Source organism: Micromonospora sp. NPDC023966 (genome assembly GCF_040639095.1).
Classification (GTDB): Bacteria; Actinomycetota; Actinomycetes; order Mycobacteriales; family Micromonosporaceae; genus Micromonospora.
On sequence record NZ_JBEZZJ010000020.1, the window covers coordinates 70,188 to 96,376 of the forward strand.

At 74.1% G+C, this 26,189-nt stretch carries 26 protein-coding genes; 22 read left to right on the forward strand and 4 right to left on the reverse strand.

The window, feature by feature from the left end; all coding sequences use genetic code 11:
- The first annotated feature begins 2 nt into the window (after nucleotides 1–2).
- The 11 genes from AB0F68_RS23635 to AB0F68_RS23685 all read left to right on the forward strand — a co-directional run bounded on the left by AB0F68_RS23635 (nucleotide 3) and on the right by AB0F68_RS23685 (nucleotide 13,260).
- The gene (locus AB0F68_RS23635) at nucleotides 3–1,292 is read left to right on the forward strand and encodes an MCE family protein (RefSeq protein ID WP_357341729.1); all 1,290 of its coding nucleotides are present in this window, start codon (nucleotides 3–5) and stop codon (nucleotides 1,290–1,292) included.
- Complete coding sequence (locus AB0F68_RS23640) at nucleotides 1,289–2,323, forward strand: MCE family protein (RefSeq protein ID WP_357341731.1); 1,035 nt, start codon at nucleotides 1,289–1,291, stop codon at nucleotides 2,321–2,323. Before AB0F68_RS23635 ends, AB0F68_RS23640 begins: the two co-directional genes overlap by 4 nt.
- Complete coding sequence (locus AB0F68_RS23645; protein ID WP_357341733.1) at nucleotides 2,320–3,306, forward strand: MlaD family protein; 987 nt, start codon at nucleotides 2,320–2,322, stop codon at nucleotides 3,304–3,306. Before AB0F68_RS23640 ends, AB0F68_RS23645 begins: the two co-directional genes overlap by 4 nt.
- Nucleotides 3,306–4,550, forward strand: a complete 1,245-nt coding sequence (locus AB0F68_RS23650) for an MCE family protein (RefSeq protein WP_357341735.1) — start codon at nucleotides 3,306–3,308, stop codon at nucleotides 4,548–4,550. Before AB0F68_RS23645 ends, AB0F68_RS23650 begins: the two co-directional genes overlap by 1 nt.
- Nucleotides 4,547–5,977, forward strand: a complete 1,431-nt coding sequence (locus AB0F68_RS23655) for an MCE family protein (protein ID WP_357341737.1) — start codon at nucleotides 4,547–4,549, stop codon at nucleotides 5,975–5,977. The genes AB0F68_RS23650 and AB0F68_RS23655 overlap by 4 nt, the downstream gene beginning before the upstream one ends.
- Nucleotides 5,974–7,212: an MlaD family protein gene (locus AB0F68_RS23660; RefSeq protein ID WP_357341739.1), complete on the forward strand. Its 1,239-nt coding sequence runs from the start codon at nucleotides 5,974–5,976 to the stop codon at nucleotides 7,210–7,212. The genes AB0F68_RS23655 and AB0F68_RS23660 overlap by 4 nt, the downstream gene beginning before the upstream one ends.
- Nucleotides 7,209–8,009: a hypothetical protein gene (locus AB0F68_RS23665; protein WP_357341741.1), complete on the forward strand. Its 801-nt coding sequence runs from the start codon at nucleotides 7,209–7,211 to the stop codon at nucleotides 8,007–8,009. Before AB0F68_RS23660 ends, AB0F68_RS23665 begins: the two co-directional genes overlap by 4 nt.
- 17 nt (nucleotides 8,010–8,026) lie before the next feature.
- The gene (locus AB0F68_RS23670) at nucleotides 8,027–8,527 is read left to right on the forward strand and encodes a hypothetical protein (protein ID WP_357341743.1); all 501 of its coding nucleotides are present in this window, start codon (nucleotides 8,027–8,029) and stop codon (nucleotides 8,525–8,527) included.
- Nucleotides 8,528–8,841: 314 nt separating this feature from the next.
- Nucleotides 8,842–9,807 (forward strand): hypothetical protein, encoded by a 966-nt coding sequence (locus AB0F68_RS23675; protein WP_357341745.1) that lies wholly within the window; start codon nucleotides 8,842–8,844, stop codon nucleotides 9,805–9,807.
- A gap of 196 nt (nucleotides 9,808–10,003) precedes the next feature.
- Entirely contained in the window at nucleotides 10,004–11,275 is a 1,272-nt protein-coding gene (locus tag AB0F68_RS23680; RefSeq protein WP_357341747.1) for an MFS transporter, read from the forward strand.
- Between the two features lie 131 nt (nucleotides 11,276–11,406).
- Complete coding sequence (locus AB0F68_RS23685; RefSeq protein ID WP_357341784.1) at nucleotides 11,407–13,260, forward strand: transketolase; 1,854 nt, start codon at nucleotides 11,407–11,409, stop codon at nucleotides 13,258–13,260.
- Between the two features lie 33 nt (nucleotides 13,261–13,293).
- On the opposite strand, the gene ligD is transcribed toward AB0F68_RS23685, so the two are convergent.
- Nucleotides 13,294–14,247, reverse strand: coding sequence for a non-homologous end-joining DNA ligase (gene ligD, locus AB0F68_RS23690; RefSeq protein WP_357341786.1), 954 nt, complete (start codon nucleotides 14,245–14,247; stop codon nucleotides 13,294–13,296).
- Between the two features lie 144 nt (nucleotides 14,248–14,391).
- Here ligD and AB0F68_RS23695 point away from each other — a divergent pair, with 144 nt between their 5' ends.
- The gene (locus AB0F68_RS23695) at nucleotides 14,392–14,781 is read left to right on the forward strand and encodes a DUF2267 domain-containing protein (RefSeq protein ID WP_357341749.1); all 390 of its coding nucleotides are present in this window, start codon (nucleotides 14,392–14,394) and stop codon (nucleotides 14,779–14,781) included.
- Nucleotides 14,782–14,855: 74 nt separating this feature from the next.
- Complete coding sequence (locus tag AB0F68_RS23700) at nucleotides 14,856–15,650, forward strand: maleylpyruvate isomerase family mycothiol-dependent enzyme (RefSeq protein WP_357341751.1); 795 nt, start codon at nucleotides 14,856–14,858, stop codon at nucleotides 15,648–15,650.
- A gap of 34 nt (nucleotides 15,651–15,684) precedes the next feature.
- Here the strand turns inward: AB0F68_RS23700 and AB0F68_RS23705 are convergent, their stop codons facing one another.
- Nucleotides 15,685–16,425 carry a FadR/GntR family transcriptional regulator gene (locus AB0F68_RS23705; protein ID WP_357341753.1) on the reverse strand — a complete coding sequence of 247 codons (741 nt, stop codon included), beginning with the start codon at nucleotides 16,423–16,425 and terminating at the stop codon, nucleotides 15,685–15,687.
- 137 nt (nucleotides 16,426–16,562) lie between these two features.
- Between AB0F68_RS23705 and AB0F68_RS23710 the strand changes: the two genes are divergently transcribed.
- From AB0F68_RS23710 to AB0F68_RS23745, 8 genes are all read left to right on the forward strand, one after another.
- Nucleotides 16,563–17,852, forward strand: a complete 1,290-nt coding sequence (locus AB0F68_RS23710) for a sugar ABC transporter substrate-binding protein (protein WP_357341755.1) — start codon at nucleotides 16,563–16,565, stop codon at nucleotides 17,850–17,852.
- Nucleotides 17,853–17,925: 73 nt separating this feature from the next.
- Nucleotides 17,926–18,873 carry a sugar ABC transporter permease gene (locus AB0F68_RS23715; RefSeq protein WP_357341757.1) on the forward strand — a complete coding sequence of 316 codons (948 nt, stop codon included), beginning with the start codon at nucleotides 17,926–17,928 and terminating at the stop codon, nucleotides 18,871–18,873.
- Complete coding sequence (locus AB0F68_RS23720; protein ID WP_357341759.1) at nucleotides 18,870–19,685, forward strand: carbohydrate ABC transporter permease; 816 nt, start codon at nucleotides 18,870–18,872, stop codon at nucleotides 19,683–19,685. Before AB0F68_RS23715 ends, AB0F68_RS23720 begins: the two co-directional genes overlap by 4 nt.
- Before the next feature lie 5 nt (nucleotides 19,686–19,690).
- Nucleotides 19,691–20,839, forward strand: coding sequence for a galactonate dehydratase (dgoD, locus tag AB0F68_RS23725; RefSeq protein ID WP_357341761.1), 1,149 nt, complete (start codon nucleotides 19,691–19,693; stop codon nucleotides 20,837–20,839).
- 4 nt (nucleotides 20,840–20,843) lie between these two features.
- Nucleotides 20,844–21,467: a bifunctional 4-hydroxy-2-oxoglutarate aldolase/2-dehydro-3-deoxy-phosphogluconate aldolase gene (locus AB0F68_RS23730; protein WP_357341763.1), complete on the forward strand. Its 624-nt coding sequence runs from the start codon at nucleotides 20,844–20,846 to the stop codon at nucleotides 21,465–21,467.
- Complete coding sequence (locus AB0F68_RS23735) at nucleotides 21,464–22,414, forward strand: sugar kinase (RefSeq protein ID WP_357341765.1); 951 nt, start codon at nucleotides 21,464–21,466, stop codon at nucleotides 22,412–22,414. Before AB0F68_RS23730 ends, AB0F68_RS23735 begins: the two co-directional genes overlap by 4 nt.
- A 24-nt stretch (nucleotides 22,415–22,438) precedes the next feature.
- A complete protein-coding gene (manD, locus tag AB0F68_RS23740) occupies nucleotides 22,439–23,668 on the forward strand; it encodes a D-mannonate dehydratase ManD (protein WP_357341770.1) in 1,230 nt (409 codons plus the stop codon).
- Entirely contained in the window at nucleotides 23,658–24,203 is a 546-nt protein-coding gene (locus AB0F68_RS23745; RefSeq protein WP_357341772.1) for a gluconokinase, read from the forward strand. The genes manD and AB0F68_RS23745 overlap by 11 nt, the downstream gene beginning before the upstream one ends.
- 7 nt (nucleotides 24,204–24,210) lie before the next feature.
- Here AB0F68_RS23745 and AB0F68_RS23750 read toward each other — a convergent pair whose 3' ends face one another.
- Both AB0F68_RS23750 and AB0F68_RS23755 read right to left on the reverse strand, forming a co-directional pair.
- Nucleotides 24,211–24,630, reverse strand: coding sequence for a YchJ family protein (locus AB0F68_RS23750; RefSeq protein WP_357341774.1), 420 nt, complete (start codon nucleotides 24,628–24,630; stop codon nucleotides 24,211–24,213).
- Nucleotides 24,631–24,651: 21 nt separating this feature from the next.
- Complete coding sequence (locus AB0F68_RS23755) at nucleotides 24,652–25,236, reverse strand: histone H1 (protein ID WP_357341776.1); 585 nt, start codon at nucleotides 25,234–25,236, stop codon at nucleotides 24,652–24,654.
- 235 nt (nucleotides 25,237–25,471) lie between these two features.
- Here AB0F68_RS23755 and AB0F68_RS23760 point away from each other — a divergent pair, with 235 nt between their 5' ends.
- The gene (locus AB0F68_RS23760; protein WP_357341778.1) at nucleotides 25,472–26,089 is read left to right on the forward strand and encodes a disulfide bond formation protein DsbA; all 618 of its coding nucleotides are present in this window, start codon (nucleotides 25,472–25,474) and stop codon (nucleotides 26,087–26,089) included.
- Nucleotides 26,090–26,189 lie beyond the last annotated feature (100 nt).

Here is a 26,189-nt window from a genome sequence, read left to right on the forward strand (position 1 = left end):
CCATGCGACACCGTCTCCTCGGCCTCGTCTTCGTCGCCCTGCTCACCGCGGCGCTGACCGCCGCCGTGCTCCAGTACCGCGGGGCGTTCACCCCGGTCGACCGGGTCACCCTGCGCGCCGACCGCGCCGGCCTGCACCTGCTGGAGGGGGCCGACGTGAAGGTACGCGGGGTGGTGGTCGGCGCCGTCCGCTCGGTGCGCAGCGACGGCCACGGGGCGGAGGTCGGGCTGGCCCTCGACCCCGCCACCACCGGCCGGATCCCCGCCGACGTGACCGCCCGGCTGCTGCCCAAGACCCTCTTCGGCGAGCGGTACGTCGAACTCGTCCCGCCGCCGGGCAGCACCGCCGGGCCGATCCGCGACGGCGCGGTGATCACCCAGGACCGCAGCCGCACCGCCGTCGAGCTGGAACGGGTGCTCGACGAGGCGCTGCCGCTGCTCCAGTCCATCCACCCCGACCAGCTCGCCACCACCCTCGGCGCGATCGCCACCGCCCTCGAGGGGCGCGGTGACCGGCTCGGCGCCAATCTCGCCCAGCTCGGCGCGTACCTGCGGCAGGTCAACCCCGAGCTGCCGACGATCACCGAGGACCTCCGCCAGCTCGCCGCCGTGCTGGACAGCTACGACGCGGCGCTGCCCGACCTGCTCGCGCTGCTGCGCGACGTCACCGTCACCGCCGGCACCATCGACGACCAGCGCGACCAGCTGGCCGCGTTCCTCGCCGACACCACCGACACGGCCGACACCGCGCGCGGTTTCCTGGACCGGCACGGCGACCAGCTGATCCGGCTCGGCGAGGTCAGCCGCCCGGTGCTGGAACTGCTCGCCGCCTACGCGCCCGAGTACCCGTGCCTGGTGCACGGGCTGGTCACCCTGCAACCCCGGGTCGAGGAGGTCTTCGCCGGCGGCCGGATGCACATCACCCTGGAGGTGACCCGCGACGGCGGCCCCTACGAGCGGGGCCGGGACGAGCCGGTCTACGGCGCCCACGACGGCCCGGACTGCCGGGGGCTGCCGCACCCGCGGGTGCCCGCCCCGCAGGTCGCCGTCGCCGACGGCTACGACTACGGCGGCACCCGTACCCCGGCGCCCCTGCCGGTCGGGGTGCCGGCCGGCGGCGCGCCCGCGGCGCCGGCCTCCCCGGCGATGGGCCGGGCCGGCACCGCCGAGGAGCGCGACCTGGTGAAACCGCTCGTCGGCGGGCTCACCGGGACACCGCCCGCCGAGGTGCCCGACTTCGCGGTGCTGCTGTGGGGCCCGCTGCTGCGCGGTGCGGTGGTGAGCGCCCGATGACCGGGAAGACGACCCCCGCGCTGGTGAAGCTGGTGCTGTTCGCTGTGGTCACCCTGCTGGCCACCGCGCTGCTCGCGCAGACCCTCGGCGCCTTCCCGCCCGCCGGCACCACCTACCGGGCCCGGTTCACCGACGTGACCGGTCTGCTCGCCGGCGACGACGTGCGGATCGCCGGGGTGCGGGTGGGCAAGGTGGCCGGCATCCGGGTGGTCGACGACACGCTGGCCGAGGTGGCCTTCACCGTCGACCGGGACGTGCCGCTGGCCGTGGGCGTGCGCGCCGCCGTCCGCTACCGCAACCTGGTCGGTCAGCGCTACCTGGCGCTGACCGAGGGCCCCGGCGACCCCCGCCCGCTGCGCCCCGACGGTCTCATCCCGCTCACCCAGACCAAGCCGGCGCTCGACCTGACCGTGCTGTTCAACGGCTTCCGGCCGCTGTTCACCGCCCTCGACCCCACCGAGGTCAACAAGCTGGCGTACGAGATCGTCCAGGTGCTCCAGGGTGAGGGCGGCACGGTGGCCAGCCTGCTGCGGCGCACCGCCTCGCTGACCAGCACCCTGGCCGACCGGGACGCGGTGATCGGCCGGGTGGTGACCAACCTCAACCAGGTGCTGGGCACCCTGGCCGCGCACGACCGGGAACTGGACCAGAGCATCACCCAGCTCCAGCAGTTCGTCTCCGGGCTCTCCGCCGACCGCACCGCCATCGGCGAGGCGCTCGTCAGCCTCGGCGAGCTGACCGACACCACCGCCGGGCTGCTGCGCCAGACCCGGCCGCCGCTCGCCGCCGACGTTCGCGCCCTCGACGACCTGGCCGGCACGCTGAACCGCAACTCCGCCGTCATCGACGCCACCCTGGGCCGGCTGCCGCAGCGGTACGAGTCGCTGACCCGGGTCGCCTCGTACGGCTCCTGGTTCAACTTCTACCTCTGCGACTTCGACGGCCGGCTCGCGGTCGACGGCCGGGCGCCGCTCACCGTGCCCGGCGTCGACGCCACCGCCGCCCGTTGCGCCACCGGAGGTGCCCGGTGAAACCGTTCCGCGAACGCAACCCGGTGATCGTCGGCGCGGTCGGGCTGACCGTGCTCATCGCCGCCCTGCTCGGCGCGTTCCAGCTCGACCGGATCGCCGCGCTCACCGGCCGGACCTACGCCGCCGCGTTCCACGACGCCAGCGGCCTGGCCACCGGCAACGAGGTCCGGGTGGCCGGGGTACGGGTCGGCGCGGTCACCGACGTGGAACTCGCCCGGGGGCCGCAGCCGTACGTGCGGGTGCGGTTCCGCGTCGACGACGACGGCGTACGCCTCGGCCGGGACACCGGCGCGACCATCCGGATCAAGACGGTGCTCGGGCAGAAGTACCTGGCCCTCGCCCCGGCCGGCCCGGGGAAGCTGCCCGAGCGCGGACAGATCCCGCTGGACCGCACGGCCGCCCCGTTCGACGTGGTGGAGGCCGTGACCGGCCTCGCCGACACCCTCGACAAGGTCGACACCGAGCAGCTCGCCCGGGCGTTCACCACCCTGTCGGAGACCTTCGCCGACACCCCGCCCAGCGTGAGCACCTCGCTGACCGGACTGTCCCGGCTGTCCCGCACCGTCTCCTCCCGCGACGCGGAGCTGCGCACCCTGCTGTCCCGGGCCCGCGGCGTCACCGGCGTGCTCGCCGAGCGGGACGAGGAGTTCCGCAAGCTGGTCACCGACGGGGAGAAGCTGCTCACCGAGGTCAGCCGGCGGCGGGACGCCATCCACCAGCTCCTGGTCGGCACCGACCAGCTCGCCACCCAGCTCTCCGGGCTGGTCGCCGACAACCGCACCCGGCTGCAACCGGCGCTGCGCAAGCTGCGCGACGTGGTGGCCGTCCTGCAACGCAACCGCGACGACCTGGAGCAGACCATCCGCCGGATGGGGCCGTTCGTCACCGCGTTCGCCAACGTGGTCGGCAACGGCCGCTGGTTCGACTCGTACGTGGACGGCCTGCTCCAGCCGTACCTGCCCGCTGCCACCGGAGGTCGCTGATGCCCGGTCGGATCCAGCGCTGGCGGCGCCCGCTCGCCGCGGCCACCGTGCTGCTCACCGCCGTCGCCGTCGGGGCGGCGGTGTGGCGCCACCAACCGCCCGAGCGGCGGGTGGTCGCGTACTTCACCCGCGCGGTCGGCGTCTACGCCGGCTCCGACGTGCGGATCCTCGGCGTCCGGGTCGGCGAGGTCGAGAAGGTGGTCCCGCAGGGGCGGGTGGTCCGCGTCGAGATGCGCTACGACCCGGAGCTGCGGGTGCCGGCCGGCGCGCAGGCGCTCATCGTCCCGCCCAGCGTGGTCAGCGACCGGTACGTGCAGCTCACCCCGGCGTACACCGGCGGCGCGGCGCTCGACGACGGGGCGCAGATCCCGGTCGACCGGACGGCCGCGCCCATGGAGATCGACGACATCTACGCCGCGCTCGACGAGTTCAACCGGACGCTCGGCCCGCAGGGCGCCAACGCCGACGGGGCCCTGTCCGACCTGGTCGCCACCGGCCGGGCCAACCTGGAGGGCAACGGCGCCGACCTGCACGCCACCCTCGACGGGCTCTCCCGCGCGCTGACCACGCTGTCGGACGGGCGCGGCGACCTCTTCGGCACGGTGGTCAACCTGCAACGCTTCACCACCACCCTGGCCCGCAGCGACCAGGAGGTACGCCGCTTCCAGCAGCAGCTCGCCGACGTCGCCGAGCAGCTCGCCGGGGAGAAGGAGGAGCTGGCCCGGGCGCTGCGCAACCTGGCCGCCGCGCTCGCCGACGTGACCACCTTCGTCCGACAGAACCGGACCGCGCTGACCTCGAACGTCACCGCGCTGGCCGACATCACCAAGGTCCTGGTCAACCAGCAGCGGGCGGTCATCCAGATCCTCGACGTGGCCCCGCTCGCGATCGGCAACCTCAACCTGGCCTACAACCCCCGTTCGGGCACCCTGGACACCCGGGACAACCCGCTCGGCCCGTACGACCCGGCCAGCTTCGCCTGTTCCCTCATGGCCGCCCAGCTTCCCGTCGCGGAGGTGCCGGCGATCTGCACCAAGCTCGCGCAGACCCTGCGGCAGCGCGGGCTGCCCCTCACCGACCAGCTGCGCAAGCTGCTCAAGCTGCCGCCCGGCGCCCCGGCGGGAAGCGGGTCCTCACCGGGATCCATCAGCTCCCCCGGTGCGCCTACCGTCGACGAGGCGCCGGGCGGCTCCTCCATTCCGAGCGACCCCACGCTCGGCGGCATCCTGCGGGGCCCGGCATGACCGCCCGGCCGTTGCGGCTGTCCCGGTTGCTCGCTGGCGCGCTCGCCGCGGTCCTGCTGCCCGCCGGCTGCGGACTGCCCGAGGTGGCCGACCTGCCGCTGCCCGGCGGCCGGCCGTCCGGCCCCGGCTACACGGTCACCGCGGAGTTCGCCGACGTGCTGGACCTGGTGCCCCGCGCTGCGGTGAAGGTCGACGACGTCACCGTCGGCAGCGTCGAGAAGATCTCCCTGGACGGCTGGCACGCCCGGGTCAGGCTGCGCATCGACCGGGCGGTGCGGCTGCCGGCGAACGCGACCGCCGCCGTCCGGCAGAGCAGCCTGCTCGGCGAGAAGTACGTGGCGGTGGCCCCGCCACCGGCCGAGCCGGCCCGCGGCGACCTCGCCGACGGCGACCTCATCCCGCTGGCCCGCACCAGCCGCGGCGCCGAGGTGGAGGAGGTGCTGGCCGCCCTGGGCCTGCTGCTCAACGGCGGCGGTCTGGCCCAGCTGCGCACCATCAACGCCGAGCTGAACCGGGCCCTCGCCGGTCGTGAACCGGCGCTGCGGGACACCCTCACCCAGCTCGACACCTTCCTCGGCGGACTCGACCGGCAGAAGGCCGACATCGTCCGCGCCATCGACGCCCTCGACCGGCTCACCGGCCGGCTGGCCCGGCAACGCCAGGTCGTCGGCGACGCGCTGGACTCCCTCGCCCCGGGCCTGACCGTCCTGGCGCGGCAACGCGCCCAGCTCAGCAAGGCGCTCACCGCGCTCGGCCGGCTCGGCACCGTGGGCACCCGGGTGGTGGAGCGCAGCCGGGAGGACACGGTCGCCGCGGTGACCTCCCTGCAACCGATCCTGGAACAGCTCGCCCGGGCCGGCGACGACCTGCCGAAGTCGCTGGACTTCATGCTGTCGTACCCGTTCCCGCCGAACGTCACCGGCGCGATCGTCGGCGACTTCGTCAACCTCTCGGTCACGGCCGACCTGGACGCCGCCACCATCCTGGCCAACCTGGTGGCCGCCGCGCCCGCCCCGGCGCCGCGGACGTCCCGGCCGGCCGTCCCGACGGCGCCCCGACGGCCCGCCACCGGCGCTCCGGCGCGGCCCGGAGCCAAGCCCGGCGCCAAACCCGGCGGCGGCATCCTTCCCGACCTGCCGCTGATCCGGTGCCTGCCGGACCTGAAGAACTTCCCGGCCATCTTCACCCCGCCCGAGGAGTGCGGGCTGCCGGAGGGCTGCAAGCTGCTCAAACCGGGCTCCACCGTGCCGCTCGGCGGGCTGCTGCTGCCCAAGGGCCTGGTGCCGCCCGGCACCGCGCTTCCCGCCGGCACCGAACTGCCCGACGGCACCGTGCTCACCGCCGAGTGCGTGCTCCCGCTGACCGGCGCCGTCACCGGCCAGATCGGCGACCTGACCGACGTGCTCGGGGGAGGGCTGATCCCGTGATCGGACGCACCGTGAAGCTCCAGGTGCTCGCCTTCGTGCTGGTGAGCATCCTCGGCGTCGGCTACGTCGGCATCCGCTACGTCGGCCTCGGCGACCGGCTGCTCCACGCCGGCTACGTCGTCCACGTCGACCTGGCCCGCGCCGGCGGGCTGTTCGCCAACGCCCCCGTCACCTACCGCGGCGTGCCGGTCGGCCGGGTCACCGCGGTCACCCTGCACGGCGACGGGGTCCGCGCCGACCTGCGCATCAACCGGGGCGTCCGGGTCCCCGACGCGCTGCGCGCCGTGGTCGCCCAGCGGTCCGCCGTCGGCGAGCAGTACCTCGACCTGCGGCCGGAACGCGACGACGGGCCGTACCTGGGCGACGGGGCGGTGATCCCGGCCGACCGCACCGGCCTCCCGCTGGCCCCGGAGACCCTGCTGACCAATCTGGACGCGCTGGTCCGCTCGGTCGACCCGGACGACCTGACCGTGCTCGTCACCGAGCTGGGCACCGCGTTCGAGGGCAACGAGCAGGCCCTGGCCCGGCTCCTCGACGCCGGGGACGCCCTGCTCGCCGAGGCGGACCAGCGGCTGCCCGAAACCCTCGCCCTGATCCGCGACGCGCGGACCGTGCTGACCACCCAGGCCGAGTCCACCGAGGCCCTGCGCCGCTGGTCGGCCGGGCTGGCGCAGCTCGCCGCGACGGTCCGCGCCGCCGACCCCGACCTGCGCCGCCTGCTGGCCGGGGGACCGCCGGCCGGCGTCGAGCTGCGGGCGCTGCTGCGCGGCCTGGAGCCCGACGTCGGGCTGCTGCTCGGCAACCTGGTCACCGTCAACGGGATCGCCGCCCGGCGGCTGCCCGGCATCGAGCAACTGCTGGTGGTGTACCCGATAGCGGTGGCCGGCGGGTTCACCGTCACCCCCGGCGACGGCACCGCGCACCTCGGCCTGGTGGTCAACGCCGGAAACCCGCCGTCCTGCGTCTACTCCGGCGGCGGCACCGGGTGCGACGCCGGCGAGCGGGCCGCCGGGGCCGGCGTGCGCGGCGCCGGGAACGCACCGCGGCCCGGCGGCGCCGACCCGGCACCGCCGCCGCAGGCCGACCCGGGCGGCGACCCCGGGTACGACCCGGCCACCGGGTTGGTGCTCAGCGCGGACGGCCGCCCGTTGGAGTTCGGCGGCACCGGCGGCCAGTACCGCACCGCCGGCGCCCAGTCCTGGAAACAGCTCTTGCTCGCCGGGGTGACCCCGTGACCGGCGAACCCGAGGAGGTGGCGGTGCCCAGCCGTAGGAACACCACGTTGAAGGTCATCAAGGGGGCGAAGGCCGGCGGCCCGACCCCGCCGCGCCGCCGCCTGGTCAACCGGGCGGTGCCCGACCCCGCCGAGCCGATCGAACGGGTGCTGGAACGGCTCGACCAGGAGCCGGTCGAGGACCCCATCGAGGGCGGCGACCTCACCGTCGTCGGCGACCCGGCGGAGGTCGAGGACCTGCCCGATCCCGATCCCGATCCGGAGCCCGCCGAGCCGGACGCCACCGCCGAGCCGGACGACACCGCCCCACCCCGCCGGGCCCGGGCGCTCATCGCGCTGCTCGTCGTGCTGCTCGCCGCCGCCCTGGCCGGCGCGGGCGTGCAGGGCCACCGCTGGTACGTCGACCGGGCCACCGACCAGGCCCGCCGGGAGGCGGTGGCCGCCGCCCGCCAGGCCGCCGTCAACTTCGTCTCGGTCAGCGCGGCCAGCGTCGACCGGGACCTGAGCCGGATCACCGCCGGCGCCACGGGCGACTTCAAGGACGAGTTCACCCGCGGCCAGGCGCAGGTCCGGGCCGCGGTGGTGGAGAACAAGGTCCAGTCGCAGGGCACCGTGCTGCGCGCCGGGCTCGTCTCCGGCGACCGGCGGCACGCCGTGGTGCTGGTCGCGGTCGACGCCACCGTCCGAAACGTCAAGGCGCCCGACGGGCGGCCGTCGCACTACCGGATCCAGCTCGACCTGGTCCGGGACCGGGACTCGGGGGACTGGCTCGTGACCAAGCTCCAGTTCGTCGGATGACCGACAGGAGGAGACCGATGCGCCTACCGACCGTCCTGCGTCGACCCCGGCTCCGGCCCGTGCCGCTGCTCGTCGTCGCGCTGCTGCTGGCCGTCGCCGTGGCGGTGGCCGGCTGGACCGCCGACCACCGTGCCGGCCAGCGCGACCAGGCCGTCCGCCAGGCCCTGGCCACCGCGCCGGCAGCCGCCAAGGCCCTCTTCTCGTACGACTACCGCACCTTCGACGACAGCGTCGCCAACGGCCGCACCTTCGCCACCGGCGCGTTCGCCGACGAGTACGCGCAGACCACCACGGCGCTCAAGACGACCGCCACGAAACAGCAGGCCGTGGTGCTCGCCGAGGTCTCCGCCACCGGCGTGGTCAGCGCCGAGCCGGACCGGGTGGAGCTGCTGCTCTACCTCAACCAGTACCGGCGCAACGTGACCACGGCGGGGGAGAAGGTGGACCAGAACCGGGTGGTGCTCACCCTGGTCCCCGTGCACGGCGAGTGGAAGGTCGCCCAGGCCACCGCCATCTGACCGGCGGGCTTGCCGGCGTCTGCGCGGCGGGGCGATCCGCCACCAGTGGTTCCGCTCGGACGCGCCGCCGGGCGCCCTGCTCACCGAGCGGGTCGGCCGCGGCCAGCGGACCGCCACCCTCACCCTCAAGTGGACGTTCAGCGGCGTCGGCGCGACCACCGGGACCGCCACCGTCAACATCGTCGAGCCGTCGCCGGTGCAGGCCGGCACGCAGGTCCGTTACCGCTGCCCCGGGGGCTGACCGGGTTTCCGCGACGCCGGGTTCGGGTAGCTCCAGACGAACCGACCCTGACCCTGTGCGTGGAGGCCCTTCGATGAGAGACAACTTCGGGGACGCGGTGGGCGACGCGTTCCGCTCGGTGATGCTGTTCCTGCCCAAGGCGGTCGCCTTCATCGCCATCCTGATCGTGGGCTGGCTGATCGCCAAGGCCGTGCTGAAGATCGTGGACAAGGTCCTGGAGCGGGTCCACTTCGACCGGGCCGTCGAGCGCGGCGGGATCAAGACGGCGCTGTCCCGCTCGAAGTACGACGCCAGCGACATCGTCGCCAAGCTGGCCTACTACGCGGTGCTGCTGGTGACCCTGCAGCTCGCCTTCGGCATCTGGGGCCCGAACCCGATCTCGGACCTGATCGCCGGCGTCGTCGCCTGGCTGCCCCGGGCGTTCGTCGCCATCGTCATCGTGGTGGTCGCCGCGGCCATCGCCCGGGCGGTCAAGGACATCATCTCCAGCGCCCTGGGCGGCCTCTCCTACGGCCGGGTGCTCGCCAACATCGCCTCGGTGTTCATCCTCGGCCTCGGCGTCATCGCCGCGCTGAACCAGATCGGCGTCGCCACCACGGTCACCACCCCGGTGCTGATCGCCGTGCTCGCCACCGTCGGCGGCATCCTGATCGTCGGGGTGGGCGGCGGCCTGGTCCGTCCGATGCAGAGCCGGTGGGAGAACTGGCTGGCCCGGGCCGAGGAGGAGTCGCGGACCATCGCCACGCACGCCCGGGCGTACCAGGCCGGGCGGCGGGACGTCGAGGCGCGGTTCGGCGGGCAGGCCAGCCCCTACGCCGAGGCCGAGCTGCCCCAGCCGGTGGCCGGCGAGGCCGAGGCGGACCGGACCCAGCCCGTCGCCCCGTACGGCGCGGCGGAGCCGACCCAGCCGGTGCCGCCGTACGGCGACCCGGACCGCACCCAGCCGACCACCCCGCGGCAGCCCACGGCCGAGCAGGCCGCGGACAACGAGGCCACGATGGTCATTCCGCAGGCGGACGTCGACCGGTCCCGCCGCTGACCGACCGCCTGCCGACCGGGGTGGGGCCCTGCGGGGTCCCACCCCGGTCCGTCTGCGCGGGACGGCGCCGCCGCCCGGGTGCCGGCTACCATCGGCGCGTGCACTGGCGACATTGATGCCCTGCTGAGAGTCGAGCCCGCGGGCCGCCGCGGACACCGCACGTCCGGTGTCCGTCACGTCCCCGTGGGAAGGCCTCATGCTCATCGTCTCCGCGCGCGTGCCCGCCGAGCGCCGGCTCGCCGCCACGCTCTACGCCTACGCGTTCCTCACCGACCTGGTCCTGCTCTATCCGGTGTACGCGCTGCTGTTTGCCGACACCGGGCTGTCGGTCGGGCAGATCTCCTCGCTCTTCGTGCTCTGGTCGGCCGCCGGCATCCTGCTGGAGGTGCCCTCGGGCGCCTGGGCCGACGCGGTCTCCCGGCGGCTGCTGCTCTGCCTCGCCCCGCTGCTGACCGCCGCCGGCTTCGCGCTCTGGGTGCTCGTCCCGTCCTACCCGGCGTTCGCGGTCGGCTTCCTGCTCTGGGGCGCGGGTGGCGCGCTGCGCTCCGGCGCCCTGGAGGCGCTCGTCTTCACGGAACTCGACCGGCTCGGCGCCGCCGGCCGGTACGCCTGGCTGGCCGGCCGGGCGAAGACCGCCGAGCTGCTCGGGGTGGTCGGCGCGATGGCGCTGGCCGCCCCGGTGCTGGCCCTCGGCGGCTATCCCGCCGTCGGCGCGGCGAGCGTGGCGGCGTGCCTGGCCGCCACGGCGGTCGCCACCCGGTTCCCCGAGCACCGCGGGTCGGAGCCCGCGGGCCCCGACCCGGCCGGCGCGGACCGGCCTGGCGCGGACCGACCCGGCGCGGACCATCCGGGCGCGGACCAGCCGCCCGCTGCGGCCGAGCCCGGCTGGCTGGCCAGCCTGCGCGGCGGACTGGCCGAGGCCCGCGCCGACCGGGCGGTGCGGGCGGCGCTGCTGCTGGTGCCGGGGGTCGCCGCGATCTGGGGCGGCCTTGAGGAGTACACCCCGCTGCTGGCCCGGGACACCGGGGTCCCGGCGGCCACCGTGCCGTTGCTGCTCCTGCTGATCTGGGCCGGCTCCACCGTGGGCGGGTTGCTGGCCCCGGTGGGGGAGCGGTTGACCGATCGCGGCTTCGCCGTCCTGCTGGCCGGCGCGGCGCTGGCCCTGGCCGCGGGCGCCCTGCTCCGGCACCCGGCCGGGTTCGTCCTGGTCGGCGTCGCGTTCGCCGCGTTCCAGCTCGCCACCGTGCTGGCCGACGTCCGGCTCCAGGCCCGGATCACCGGGCCGGACCGGGCGACCGTCACCTCGCTGGCGGGGATGTCCACCGACCTGACCATCATCGCGGTCTACGCCGGGTACGGCGTCGTCGCGGGCGCGGCCGGCAACGCGGTCGCCTTCGCGGTGGCCGTGCTGCCGTACCTGCTGCTGGCGGGTCGGCTGGCCACCCGCCGGACCGCGTCGGCCGAATAGGTAGTTGCCCGACAATTCGTCGCTTTTCTGACTACGGTATGGGCGGAAGCGACCGGCGCCGGTCGTCCCCCGGGGCGGGCCCGGGGCGGCCGGCGGTGTGCTGGTCGGGACGGAGGCGACGCGGCGTGACGATGGAAGCAGAGCGCACCCTGCGCGAGGAGGAGCTGACCGGGCTGGCGGACCTCGCCGCCCAACTGCGGGTCGACTCGATCCGATGCAGCACCCGGGCCGGCTCCGGGCACCCCACGTCGAGCCTGTCCGCCGCGGACCTGCTCGCGGTGCTCATCTCCCGCCACCTGCGCTACGACTGGTCGTACCCGGGCAACCGGGCCAACGACCACCTGATCTTCTCCAAGGGGCACGCCTCGCCGCTGCTGTACTCGGTCTTCCGGGCCACCGGCGCGATCAGCGAGCAGGAACTGCTGGAGACCTACCGCCAGGCGAACTCCCGCCTCCAGGGCCACCCCACCCCGGCCCTGCCCTGGGTCGACACCGCCACCGGCTCGCTCGGCCAGGGGCTGCCGGTCGGCGTCGGCATCGCCCTGGCCGGGCAGTACCTGGACAAGCTGCCGTTCCACGTCTGGGTGCTCTGCGGCGACAGCGAGACGGCCGAGGGCTCCATCTGGGAGGCGTTGGACAAGGCCGGGCACTACGGGCTGCGCAACCTCACCGCGATCGTGGACGTGAACCGGTTCGGCCAGCGGGGACCGACCGAGCTGGAGTGGGACCTGGACACCTACCGCCGGCGGGTCGAGGCGTTCGGCTGCCACCCGCTGGTCGTCGACGGGCACGACCTGGCGGCGATCGACGAGGCGTTCGGGCAGGCCCGGCAGGCGAGCGGTCCGACCGTGGTGCTCGCCCGGACGGTCAAGGGGAAGGGCGTGCCGGAGATCGAGAACCGGCCGGACTGGCACGGCAAGGCGCTCGAGCCGGACCAGGCCGAGCGCGCCGTCCAGGCCCTCGGTGGCGTGCGGCAGATCCGGGTCGCCGGCCCGCGGCCCGCCGCCGCGCCGCCGGCACCGACCCCCGCCGGGAAGGCGCCGGAGCTGCCCCAATACGAAAAGGGGGCGAAGGTGGCCACCCGCAACGCGTACGGGGACGCGCTGCTCGCGCTGGGCGTCCGGCCCGACGTGGTGGCCCTCGACGGCGAGGTCAGCGACTCGACGCGGGCGGACAAGTTCGGCGAGGCGTACCCGGACCGGTTCTTCGAGATGTTCATCGCCGAGCAGCAACTGGTCGCCGCCGCGGTGGGCCTCCGGGTCCGCGGCTACCGGCCCTTCGCCGCCACCTTCGCCGCGTTTCTCTCCCGCGCCTACGACTTCATCCGGATGGCCGGCATCTCCCGGGCCGACATCGCCCTCGCCGGCTCGCACGCCGGCGTGGAGATCGGCCCGGACGGCCCCTCGCAGATGGGGCTGGAGGACCTCGCCGCCCTGCGCGCCGTGCACGGGTCGACCGTGCTCTATCCCAGCGACGCCGTCTCCTGCGCGGCCCTGGTCGCCGCCATGGTCGACTGCGAGGGCGTCAGCTACCTGCGCACCACCCGGGGCAAGTACCCGGTGCTCTACGACAACGGGGACGACTTCCCGATCGGCGGCAGCAAGCTGCTCCGCGACGGGAGCGACGTCGCGCTCATCGCCGCCGGGGTGACCGTGCACAACTGCCTGGCGGCCGCCGACGAGCTGGCCCGTGAGGGGATCGACGCCCGGGTCGTCGACCTCTACTCGGTCAAGCCGGTCGACCGGCAGCGGCTGCTCGACGCCGTGCGCGACACCGGTGGCCGGTTGGTGGTGGTCGAGGACCACTACCCGCAGGGCGGGCTCGGCTCCGCCGTGCTGGAGTCGCTGGCCGATCTGGCCGAGCCGGTGCGGGTGAGCCACCTGGCGGTACGCGGGCTGCCCGGCTCCGGGACCCCGACCCAGCAGATGGACCGGGCGGGCATCGGCGCCCACGCGATCGTCAGCGCGGCCCGCGCCCTGGCCTGACGGCCACCCGCCGAGCCGGCGGGTGAGCCCGAGTCACCGCCGCAGCCGGATCTCCGCGGGATCCCGGTCGCTGCGCAGCCCCTTCCAGGAGGGGTGGCGGAGCCGGCGGTCCGGGGTCCAGGACCGGAAGGTGACGTCGCCGACCAGCACCGGGTCGACCCAGACCGCGTGGCGGGCCTGGTCGCGCGGCACCGGGTCGGCGAAGGGCGGGTCCGGCCGGGTCAGCGGCTCCAGGCGGCCCGCCAGGTCGCGCAGCACGGTCTGGGTGAAGCCGGTGCCCACGTGCCCGATGTACTGCAGCCGGTCGTGCTCGTCGTACATGCCGAGCAGCAGGGATCCGATGGTGCCGGCCCGGCGCCCGGCGCCCGGCTTCCAGCCGCCCACGATCACCTCGACGGTCTCGTTCAGCGGCACCTTGACCCACGCCGAGCCCCGGCGGCCCGGCTCGTACGGCGAGCGGAGCTGCTTGGCGACCACCCCTTCCAGGCCGAGTTCGGCCGCCGCCGTGGCCAGGTCCCGACCGGCCTCGCCGGTCCAGTAGGGCGGCGTCTCGACACTTTCGCCGCTGAGCCCCAGCTCCTCCAGCGCCGCGCGGCGTTCCGTGTACGGCAGGACCGTGGTGTCCCGCCCGTCGAGGTGCAGCAGGTCGAACAGGTAGTAGCGGACCGGAGTCGAGGCGACCAGCGTGGCGGCCGGCGCCCGCACGTGCATCCGGCGCTGGAGCGCGGAGAAGCTGGGCCGGCCGCCGGCGTCGAGCGCCACGATCTCGCCGTCGAGCACCGCACGCCGCCCGGCCAGCAGGTCGGCCAGCTCGCCCAGCTCCGGGTACGCCCGGGTGACGTCCCGGTCGTTGCGGCTGAGCAGCCGGAGCCCGCCGTCGACGTACGCCACCGCGCGGACCCCGTCCCACTTGAACTCGTACCCCCAGCCGGGCCCGGTGGGCAGCGCGCCGGCGCCGGCGAGCATCGGCGGCACGAGCGTCGGCATCCTGGCGGCCACGTCCCGATCATGGCCGTCGCGGTCCGGGCGGACGCCCGTTTCCGGTCTTTTGCCCGGACGAGTGGGGAGCGCGGTCGTTTGTGGGGGTCGCCGGTGGGTAGCCACGCGGTCACCGGGACGGAAGGACCGACGATGGCGGAGCTGGAGTTCGTGGCGAAGGTGGCCGCACGGGCGGGCGTGCCGGCGGAGACCGCGCGATCCCTGACCGAGGCCACCCTGCGCACCCTCGCCGAGCGGATCAGCGGCGGCGAGGCGGCGGACCTGGCCGACCACGTGGCGCACGAACTGCGCCCGCTGCTGGCCCGGGCCCGCCCGGAGGAGCCGGAGGCGTTCGGCTACGACGAGTTCCTGCGCCGGGTGGCCGACCGCGCCGGGACGGCGCCGGACCTGGCCGAGCGCGGTGCGCGGGCCGTGCTGCAGACCCTGCACCGGGTGGTCGGGCACATGGAGTTCGAGCACGCGCTGGCGCAGTTGCCGCGGGAGATCGGGGAGCTGGCCCAGCCGTTGCCCCGCACGCCCTGACCGGCCGCCGGGATGGCCGAAACGCCCGCCGGCGGCTCCCCGTGGGGCGTCCGGTCGGCCGCTAGGTTGGGCTGATGACCGCCCTGAGCTTCGACCGCCACCGCGCCGAGATCGTCGCCCAGAGCGACCTGCTCCGCACCCACCTCGACGGGGCCGACCTGACCACGCCGGTCGCCTCCTGCCCGGGGTGGAACGTCGGCCAACTGGCCCGGCACCTCGGCGGCGGCCAGCGCTGGGCGGCCGGGGTGGTCCGCAGCCGGGCCGAGCGGCCGCCGTCGGACGCCCACTTCCGCGACCTGGCGCCCTACGCCCGGGAGGAGGCGGCGGTGGTCGGCCCCTGGCTGGTGGAGAGCGCCGCCGCCCTGGCCGACGCGCTCGGCGAGGCCGGCCCCGACGTGGCCACCTGGACGCCGCTGCCGGTGCCGGCCGCCGGGGTGTTCTGGGCGCGCCGGTTCGCCAACGAGACGCTGCTGCACCGTGCCGACGCCGCCCTCGCGCTGGGCGTGGACTTCGCCGTCGACCCGGCGGTGGCGGTCGACGCGCTGGACGAGTGGATGGAGCTGGGCTCCCTGCCGCAGATGCTGGACATCTATCCGCACCGGCGCGACCTGCTCGGCCCGGGCTGCACCCTGCACTTCCACGCCACCGACGTGCCCGCCGAGCTGGGCGCGGAGTGGCTGGTGGACCTCACCGGGGACACCCTCGCCTGGCGGCGGGCGCACGAGAAGGCCACCGTGGCGGTCCGCGGCCCGGTGACCGAGCTGCTGCTGATGATCTACCGGCGGCGCCCGGTCGACACCGAAGTGGTCGAGGTCCTCGGCGACGCGACGCTGCTGGACCGCTGGCTGGCGGCGGTCGCGTTCGGCTGAGCGGGCGTCGCCGACCGCGCGAGGTGATGCGTGGTCAGCCCACCGGGTCCGGTTCGGTCGTCTGCTCCCACATCGACTTCATCTCGTCGAATGCCTGCTCCATGATCTGCACCATGGCGCGGCGGGCCGCTTCGCCGTCGCGGCGCTGGATCGCCGAGGCCACGTCGGCGTGCAGCTGCAGCGCCTGCTGGTCCGGGTGGTGCGGCATGAGGTGGTAGTGGTGGCGGCCGGTGAGCACCTCGGCGACCAGTTCCCGGAGCTTGCCGAACATCTCGTTGCCGGAGGCGGCCAGGACCCGCCGGTGGAACTCGATGTCGAGGCGGAGGAACCGGTCCTCGTCACCGGCCTGGCCGGCGGCCCACATCTTCGCCGCGATCCCGACCAGGTCGCTGGCGTCGTCGGGGGAGATCCGGCCGGCGGCCAGCCAGGCGGCGTGCGGCTCGACCGCGGTCCGCAGCTCGGTGATCGAGCGGAGCTGCGCCATCCGCCCGGCGGAGGCGAGCCGCCAGCGGATGAGCTGCGGGTCGAAGACGTTCCACGCCTCGGCGGGTCGGATCATGACGCCGACCCGGCGCCGCGTCTCGATGAGGCCCATCGACGCGAGCACCCGGAGGACCTCGCGGATCACCGACCGGGAGACCGCGTGCCGGTCGACGAGCTCGTCGATGTTGAGCACCGAGCCGGCGGCCAGTTCGCCGCCGCAGACGGCCGTGCCGAGTTCGTCGAGTACGCGGGCGTGCAGCCCGGTCTCGCCCCCGGAGGAGGAGTGATCCACGGGTCGGAGCATATCAGTTGGCAATCAACCCTTGAATAAATCCGCTTTTTCGGCCTAGCATCCGGTCGTTAAGCGGACGTTACAGCGTTGTGGCGCTCTTCCCCCGGGGCGGCGACCACGAGAAAAGGAGAGATGACGTGCGACGTCGATCGATATTCGGTACGTCTCTGGCCGTGGTCGTCGCCATGGGCCTGGCCGCCTGCGGCGGCGGCGGTGACGACAGCGGCGCGTCCAAGACGGTGCGGGTGACGCTCGCGAACCACGTCTGGACCGAGAACATCAAGGCGGCCCTGCCCGAGTTCGAGAAGCAGACCGGGCTCAAGGTCGAGATCACCCAGCTCGGCGAGGACCAGCTCTCCGACCAGTACAACGTCAAGCTCAACGCCGGCTCGTCCGACCTCGACGTGATGATGTACCGGCCCCTCCAGGAGGGGAAGCTCTTCGCCAAGAACAAGTACCTGGCCGACCTCTCCGACCACGTGAAGTCCAACAAGGACTGGGACTACTCCGACTTCCAGTCCGGCCCGGTCGAGGCCACCAGCTACGAGGGCAAGCCGGTGGGCGTGCCGATCATCACCGAGCAGGAGGTCCTGTACTACCGCAAGGACCTGCTCGCCAAGGCCGGCCTGAGCGCCCCGCCGAAGACCCTCGACGAGCTGAAGACCGCGGCCGCGAAGATCAAGGCCAGCGTTCCGGGCACCGCGGGCTTCGTCGCCCGGACCGGCAAGTCGCCGGCGGTCACCCAGTTCTCCAGCTTCCTCTACAGCTTCGGCGGCGACTTCGTCGACGGCAGCGGCAAGGCGACCGTCAACAGCGACGCCGCCAAGCAGGCGTACGCCTTCTACGGCGGCCTGATCAAGGACTCCGGCCCGGCCAACGTCAGCACCGACATGAGCTGGCCCGAGGCGATGGCCATCTTCACCCAGGGCAAGGCCGCCTTCTACACCGAGGCCAACTCGCTCTACAAGAACGCCACCGACCCGGCCAAGTCCAAGGTGTCCGACACCGTCGGCTTCGCGCCGTTCCCGGCCGGCCCGGCCGGCTCCAAGCCGTACAACATCCCGTCGTGGGCGCTGGGCATCAACGACGCCTCGAAGAACAAGAGCAACGCCTGGAAGTTCGTCGAGTGGGCCACGAGCAAGGAGCAGACCCTCGCTCAGCAGAAGGCGGGCGTGCCGAGCGCGCGTACCTCGGTCTGGGCCAACCCGGAGGGCACCGCGAACTACCCGAAGGACCTGGTCGAGGCCATCAACGCGAGCACCAAGGGCGGCGTCGCCCATGACCGGCCCGTCGTGGTGAAGGTGGGCCAGGCCCGCGAGCTCGTCGGCCAGCCGATCGTCGACGCGATCACCGGCAAGGACCCGGCGGCCGCGGCCGACACCGCCAACGACGCCTTCCAGAAGTTCCTGGACGACGAGGCCAAGTAACACGCGCGCGGGTGGTGGGGCGTTCGCCCCGCCACCCGCGTACCCCTGTCGGTCCGCCCACCCCGGAGATCCCATGGCAACCGTCACCACCCCCAGCCGCGCGCCCGGCGGCGCCGGCGTCATGCCCGACACGCCCGGCTGGGCGCGCTGGGCCAACGACCACCGCAAGTGGCTCTTCGCCGCGCCCGCGATGGCCTTCGTCGGCGCCCTGATCGTGATCCCGCTGGGCTGGACCGCCTGGCTCAGCCTCACCGACGCCGAGGGGTCCGTCCGCGCCGAGAGCGAGTTCGTGGGCTTCCAGAACTACCTCGACGTGCTGTCGGACACCGACCGGTTCTGGCCGGCGGTCGGCCGTACCGCCGGCTTCACCCTCGTGGCGCTGCTGTTCGAGGTGGTCCTCGGCATGGCCATCGCGCTGCTGCTGTGGCGGCCGTTCAAGGGCCAGAAGTGGGTCCGGGTCGCCATCCTCATGCCGCTGGTCGCCACCCCGGTGGCCGTCGGCATGATGTGGCGGCTCATCTTCGACCCGAACATCGGCCTGGCCAACCAGGTGCTCGGCTGGTTCGGGATCGGCCCGCAGCCGTGGCTCGCCGGCCAGCACTCCGCCCTGCCCACCACGATCTTCATCGACGTGTGGCAGTGGACGCCGATGGTGGTGCTGATCCTGCTCGCCGGGTTGAGCTCGCTGTCCGAGGAGCCCCAGGAGGCGGCGCGGATCGACGGCGCCAGCACCTGGCAGCGGTTCCGCCACGTCACCCTGCCGCTGCTGATGCCCACGGTGATCGTCGCGATCCTGCTGCGTGGCATCGACGCGCTGAAGACCTTCGACATCCTCTACGCCACCAAGGGCCGCGGCGGCGGCTCCTTCCACGAGGTGGAGACCCTCAACGTGTACGCCTACGGGCTGAGCTTCGACTACAACGAGTACGGCGTCTCGTCCACCGTCCTCATCCTCTTCTTCCTGATCATCATCGGGTCGATGTGGGCCCTGACCGCCCGGCGCAAGGAGGCCAAGCGATGAAGGCCAGTCCCGCGTACCGGGTGTTCCGGGTGGTGGCCCTCGTCGTCGTGGTGCTGTCGCTGGTCACGCCGCTGCTGTGGATGATCGCCGCGTCCTTCAAGACCAACGTCGACATCTACGACACCGGCAAGGCGCTGGTCTTCTCGCCCACCCTGGACAACTACGCGACCGTGCTCAAGCAGTCGCACTACGTCCAGTTCATCGGCAACAGCCTGTGGGTGGCGTTCGCCGCCACCGTGCTGTCGCTGATCCTCGGCGTGCCGGCCGCCTACTCGATGAGCCGCTTCAACATGAAGAAGTCGGCCCTGGTGGTGCTGATGGCCCGGGTCATCCCCGGTGTCTCGCTGCTGGTGCCCTGGTACTACGTCTTCTCCAACCTGCAGCTGGTCGGCGGCTTCACCGTGCTGATCCTCAGCCACATGTTCGTCTCGCTGCCGCTGATCGTCTACATCATGATGGGCTTCTTCGACGGCCTTCCCGAGGAACTGGAGGAGGCGGCGCTGGTCGACGGGCTCACCCACATCGGCGCGTTCCGCCGGGTCACCCTGCCGTTGTCGGTGCCGGGCATCGCCACCGCCGGCATCCTGTCCTTCATCTTCTCCTGGAACAACTTCATGTTCGCCCTGGTCCTCTCCGGCGCGGACACCAAGACCCTGCCGGTGGCGATCTTCGACTTCGTCGGCTACGCCAGCATCGACTGGGGCGGCCTGATGGCCGCGGCCACCGTGGTCACCCTGCCGATCATGGTGATCGCCCTGTTCGTGCAGAAGTACGTGGTCTCCGGCCTCACCGCCGGCGCGACGAAGGGCTGAGCACCGTGACCACCATCGCGCGCATCGAGACCTTCCTGGTCGCGCCCCGCTGGCTCTTCGTCCGGGTGGAGACCGAGTCCGGCATCGTCGGCTGGGGCGAGGCCACCTGCGAGGGGCGCTCCGAGACCGTCCGCGCCGCGGTCGACCAGCTCGCCGAGATGCTGATCGGCCGGGACGCGTTGCGCATCGAGGACCACTGGCAGGTGCTGACCAAGGGGTCGTTCTACCGGGGCGGGCCGATCCTGGCCAGCGCCGTGGCCGGCCTCGACCAGGCGCTCTGGGACATCGCCGGCAAGCACTGGGGCGCGCCCGTGCACCAGCTGCTCGGCGGCCCGGTCCGGGACCGGATCCGGGTGTACGGCTGGGTCGGTGGCGACGAGCCCGGCGAGGTCCGCGACCAGATCAGCGCCGCCGTCGAGACCGGCCTCACCGCCGTCAAGATGAACGCCTCCGGCCGGATGAGCGCGGTGGCCTCGGTGGCCGAACTCGACGGGGTGGTCCAGCGGGTGGCCGCCGCCCGCGAGGTGCTCGGTGAACACCGGGACGTGGCGGTCGACTTCCACGGCCGGTTCAGCCTGGCCAGCGCCCGCCGGGTCGCCCCGCTGCTCGAGCCCTACCGGCCGTTCTTCCTTGAGGAGCCGGTGGTGCCGGAGAACTCGCACCTGATCGGCGAGTTCGTCCGCTCCACCACCACGCCGGTGTCCACGGGCGAGCGGCTCTACAGCCGGCAGGAGTTCCTGCCCGTCCTCCAGGCCGGCATCGCGGTCGCCCAGCCGGACCTCTCGCACGCCGGCGGCATCACCGAGGTCCGCAAGATCGCCGCGCTCGCCGAGGTGTACGACGTCCAGCTCGCCCCGCACTGCCCGCTCGGCCCGATCGCCCTCGCGGCCTGCCTCCAGGTCGGCTTCGCCACGCCGAACTACCTGATTCAGGAACAGAGCATCGGCATCCACTACAACCTCGGCGCCGAGGTGCTCGACTACTGCCTCGACAAGACGCCGCTGACCTTCGTGGACGGATACGTCGAGCGGCTCACCGGGCCCGGCCTGGGCATCGAGATCGACGAGGCGGCGGTGCGCGCCGCCGACAAGCGCGGCCACGCCTGGCGCAGCCCCATGTGGCGGCACCGGGACGGCTCCTACGCGGAATGGTGACCAGATGACCCTCGACCTCACCGCCGAACTCACCGCCACCCGCCTGCTTGCGGTCATCCGCGGCACCGACCCCGCCGCCGCCATCGCCACCGGCACCACACTGCTCGCCGAGGGCGTCCGCGTGATCGAGGTGGCGCTGACCACGCCCGGCGCGCTCGACGCCATCGCCGCGATCCGGGCCGCCGCCCCGCCCGGCTCCCTGGTCGGCGCGGGCACCGTGCTCACCCCGGCCGCCGTCGCCGACGTGGCCGCGGCCGGCGCGCAGTTCGTCGTCACCCCGGCCGTCGTCGACTCCATCGGGGAGGCGGCCCGCCGCGGGCTGCCGGTGGCCGCCGGCGCGCTCACCCCCACCGAGGCGTACGCGGCGGTCCGGGCGGGAGCCGCGGCCGTGAAGCTCTTTCCGGCCTCGCTGGGCGGGCCCGCGTACCTGAAGGCGCTGCGCGACCCGTTCCCGGACATCCCGTTCGTCGCCGTCGGTGGGGTGGGGCTGGCCGAGCTGCCCGGCTACCTCGCCGCCGGGGCGATCGCCGTGGGCGTCGGCGGGCCGCTGGTCGGCGACGCGGCCTCCGGCGGGGACCTCGACGCCCTGCGCGCCCGGGCCCGCGCCTACGTCGCCGCCGTCGCATGACCGTCGACCTGCTCACCTTCGGCGAGGCGCTGGTCTCGCTGCGCTCGGCCGGGCCGCTCACGGCCGGTGGCGCGCTCACTCCGCACCTGGCCGGGGCGGAGTCCAACGTGGCCGTCGGGCTGGCCCGGCTCGGCCACCGGGCGGCCTTCGCCGGCCGGGTCAGCGACGACGAGCTCGGCGGCTTCCTGCTGCGCCAGCTCCGCGCCGAGGGCGTCGACGTGACGCACGTGGTCCGCGACCCCGAGCGCCCCGCCGGGCTGATGTTCCTGGAACGGCGCACCGCCGACCTGACCCGGGTGCTCTACCAGCGCGCCGGCTCGGCCGGGTCGGCGCTGGGCGTCGACGACCTGCAGCCTGCCCTGGCGGCCGGCGCCCGGGTGCTGCACCTGACCGGGATCACCCCGGCGCTCTCCGACTCCGCCCGGGCGGCCACCGCGTGGGCGGCCGAGACCGCCGCCCGGGCCGGCACGCTGGTCTGCCTCGACGTCAACCACCGGGCGAAGCTCTGGTCCCGGGACGCGGCGCGGGCCGTGCTCACCCCGCTCGCCGGGCACGCCTCGGTGGTGGTCGCCTCCGCCGACGAGCTGGACCTGGTTGGCGCGGCCGGCGCCGACGAGGAGACGCTGGTGGCCGGGCTGCTGGCCCGGGGCGTGTCGACCGTGCTGGTGAAGCTCGGCGGCGACGGGGCCCGCGCGTACACCCGGGAGGGCCGCCGGGACGCGGCGGCGCTGCCCGTGACGGCGGTCGACACCGTCGGCGCGGGGGACGCCTTCACGGCCGGCTACCTCTCCGGCCACCTGGACGGCCTCGACCTGGCCGGGCGGCTGCGCCGCGCGGTCACCCTCGGCGCCTTCGCCGTCGCCGGATCCGGCGACTGGGAGACCCTGCCGCGCCGGGATGAGCTGTCCCTCCTGGACGACCGGCAACCCGGCAGCACCCTTCGCTGACCCACCCCGAAGAAAGGCACCCGCGTGAAGATCGTCGCAGCGGACGTCGTCGTCACCAGCCCGGACCGCAACTTCGTCACCCTCAAGATCACCACTGATGAGGGGCTCACCGGGCTGGGCGACGCCACCCTCAACGGCCGGGAGCTGGCCGTCGCGTCCTACCTGGCCGACCACGTCGTCCCCCTGCTGATCGGGCGGGACCCGCACGGCATCGAGGACACCTGGCAGTTCCTGTACCGGTCGGCCTACTGGCGGCGCGGACCGGTCACGATGGCGGCCATCGCCGCCGTCGACGTCGCGCTCTGGGACATCAAGGCCAAGGCCGCCGGGATGCCGCTCTACCAGCTCCTCGGCGGCGCGTCCCGGACGGGGATCATGGCGTACGGGCACGCCTCCGGACGGGACCTGCCCGAGCTGTTCGACTCCATCCGCGCCCACCTCGAGCTGGGGTACCGGTCGATCCGGGTGCAGACCGCGGTGCCCGGCATCAACGCCGTCTACGGCGTCGCCGCCCAGCCCAGCATCGACGGCAAGCGGTACGACTACGAGCCCGCCCAGCGCATCCCGCTGCCCGCCGAGGAGGACTGGGACACCCGCGCGTACCTGCGCCACCTGCCGGCCGTGTTCGAGGCGGTCCGCAACGAGTTCGGCCCCGAGCTGCCGCTGCTGCACGACGGCCACCACCGGATGACCCCGATCCAGGCCGCGAAGCTCGGCAAGGCGCTCGAACCGTACGACCTGTTCTGGCTGGAGGACTGCACCCCGGCGGAGAACCAGGAGGCGTTGCGGCTGGTCCGGCAGCACACCACCACCCCGCTGGCCATCGGCGAGGTCTTCAACACCGTGTGGGACTACCAGACGTTGATCCGGGAACAGCTGATCGACTACGTCCGGTCCGCCGTCACCCACACCGGGGGCATCACCGCGATGCGCAAGCTGCTCGACTACGCCGCCCAGTACCAGATCAAGTCCGGCATCCACGGCCCGACCGACATCTCGCCGGTCGGCATGGCCGCCGCGCTCCACCTGGACCTGGCCATCCACAACTTCGGCATCCAGGAGTACATGCAGCACGGCCCGCTCACCAACGAGGTGTTCCGCCAGTCGTTCACCTTCACCGACGGCTACCTGCACCCGGGCGAGCAGCCCGGCCTCGGCGTGGAGCTGGACGAGGAGGCGGCGGCCCGGTACCCGTACCAGCCGGCGTACCTGCCGTTCAACCGGCTCAAGGACGGCACCGTCCATGACTGGTGAGCGGCCGTCCACCCGACACGTCGTGGTGATGGGCGTGTCCGGGGCGGGCAAGACGACGGTGGCCCGGGGGATCAGCGAGCTGACCGGCCTGCGCTTCGCCGAGGCCGACGAGTTCCACTCGGCGGCCAACGTGGCCCGGATGCGCGCCGGCGTCCCGCTGGACGACGAGGACCGCTGGCCCTGGTTGCGCGCCCTGGCCGGGTGGATGGCGGACCGGCACGCCGAGGGGGTGTCCACCGTGCTGACCTGCTCGGCGCTGAAGCGGGCGTACCGGGACGTGCTGCGGCAGGGGCCGGCGGTCGTGGAGTTCCTGCACCTGGACGGGGCGGCCGAGCTGATCCGGGACCGGTTGGATCGGCGGGTCGGGCACTACATGCCGGCGAGCCTGTTCGACTCGCAGCGAGCGATCCTGGAGCCGCTGGGACCGGACGAGTCCGGCGTGGTACTGGAGGTGGCGGCGCCGCCGGACGAGCTGGTCCGGGCGGCCGTCGGGCGACTGGGCCTGCCGTTGCGCGCCGCGGTCGCCGGCCGCTGACGGGCGGTCAGTCCGGGAGGGCGTCCAGGTAGACCCAGCGGCCGTCCTCCCGGACGAACCGGCTCCGCTCCTCCAGCGTGCCGGGCCGGCCGGCTTCCCGGTAGTGCGCGCGGAACCGGACGGTGCCCTCGGCGTCGAACAGGCCGCCCCGGTCGGTGTCGAGCACCTCCAGCCGGGTCCACCGGGTGGCCGGGTCCGGCCGCAGGCGGGCCGGCCGGGTGCGGGAGTGCCAGCTGCGCAGCAGGTGGTCGGTGTCGCCCACGGCGAAGGCGCTGTACCGGGAGCGCATCAGCGCCTCGGCGGTGGCCGCCGCCGAGACGCCCCGGTGGATCGGGCCGCAGCAGTCCGGGTACGGCAGGCCGGAGCCGCACGGGCAGGGCCCGCCAGTCGGGTCGGCCGCGCTCCGGCGGGCACCACGTTTCGCCACCCGGTCATTCTCGCCGACGGCTCACCGGGCGCCCGTCCGGGCCGTCCGCCGGGTGCCGAACGACTCCATGGTGGTTGCCTTCTTCGCCGGCGTACGCGTCTCGGCGACCCGGCGGGCCTTGGCGGCGCGGTCGGCGGCCTTCTTGACGGTGGCGGCGTGGGCCGTGCCCTTGGGGGCCGGGGTCCGCTTGGCCGTGGTCCGCGTGGCCGGGGCCTTCTTCACCGTCGACCTGGTGCCGGGCGCCCTCTTGGCGGGGGCCTTCGCGGCGGTGGCCTTCTTCGTCGTGGCCTTCGTGGCGGGAGCCTTCTTGGCCGTGGCCTTCGTGGCGGGGGCCTTCTTCGCCGCGGTGGTGGTCTTCTTCGCGGCGACCGCCTTCGCGGTGGGCCGCCGGGTGGGCGTCGCGGTGGTGGCCGAGGTGTCCTTCTTCCGCGCCACCCGCGCGGTGGTCGCCGTCGGCTTCTGCCCGGGGGCCTTGGCCGCGGTCGTCCCGGTCGCCCGCTTGGTGGCGGTGGCGACCTTCTTCGCCGCGGCCTTGTTCGGCATCGGGGCCTTGCGCGCCCCGGTGGCTTTCCTGGCGCTGCTCGGTCTGGTGGCCGCCTGGGCCATCGTTCCTCCTCGCGGTCCGCCGCGGCCTGGACGGGTGGTGGGGCGCGTCCGGCGACGTCGGGCCGGCCGGCCCGCGCGGCGCGCGTGTCTTCCCACCGCGCCGGGTGGTCAAACCCGGCGCGGACGATCCGTCGATTGGCTCAGTCATCGGCGCGTGGATTGGCTCTGCTGATGGGCCACTTGGCGGCCTACCGTCGACAAGGCAACCGACACCTCCGAAGGGACCGAGACGACGATGCCCACCGCCGACATGTGGTTCGACCCGCGCTGCCCGTGGGCCTGGAACGCCTCCCGCTGGCTGCTGGAGGTGGAGCGGGTGCGCAGCGTGCCGATCCGCTTCCACGTGATGAGCCTGTCCCTGCTCAATGAGGGGCGCGAGGGGCTGGAGGAGTGGTACCGGGAGTGGCTGAAGCCCGGCCTGGGCCCGGTCCGGGTCTGTGTGGCCGCCGAACAGAAGTACGGCCCCGAAGTGCTGCGCGACCTCTACACGGCGCTCGGCGAGCGGATCCACCACGAGCGCGCCCCGATCGGCCGGAAGTTGTACGTGGCGGCGCTGACCGAGGTCGGCCTGCCCGCCGAACTGGCCGACGCCGCCGACACCACCGACCACGACGAGGCGCTGCGGGCCAGCCACCACGCCGGGCTGGCGCCGGTCGGCGAGGACCTCGGCACGCCGACCATCCACGTCACCCACGCCGACGGGCGGGTGCACGCGTTCTTCGGGCCGGTGCTGGCCCCGATCCCGCGCGGCGAGGAGGCCGGCCGGCTCTGGGACGGGGTGCTGCTGGTCTCCGGCACCGACGGGTTCTTCGAGCTGAAGCGGGCGCGTACCCGCCGGCCGATCGAGCACTGAGCCGTGTCCGGTCGTCTGCTCCCCGCGCCCGGATCCGCCTGACCCGGCCGCGGCGGGGGGGGGGGGGGGGGCCCCGCCCCCCCCCCCCCCCGGCCCCCCC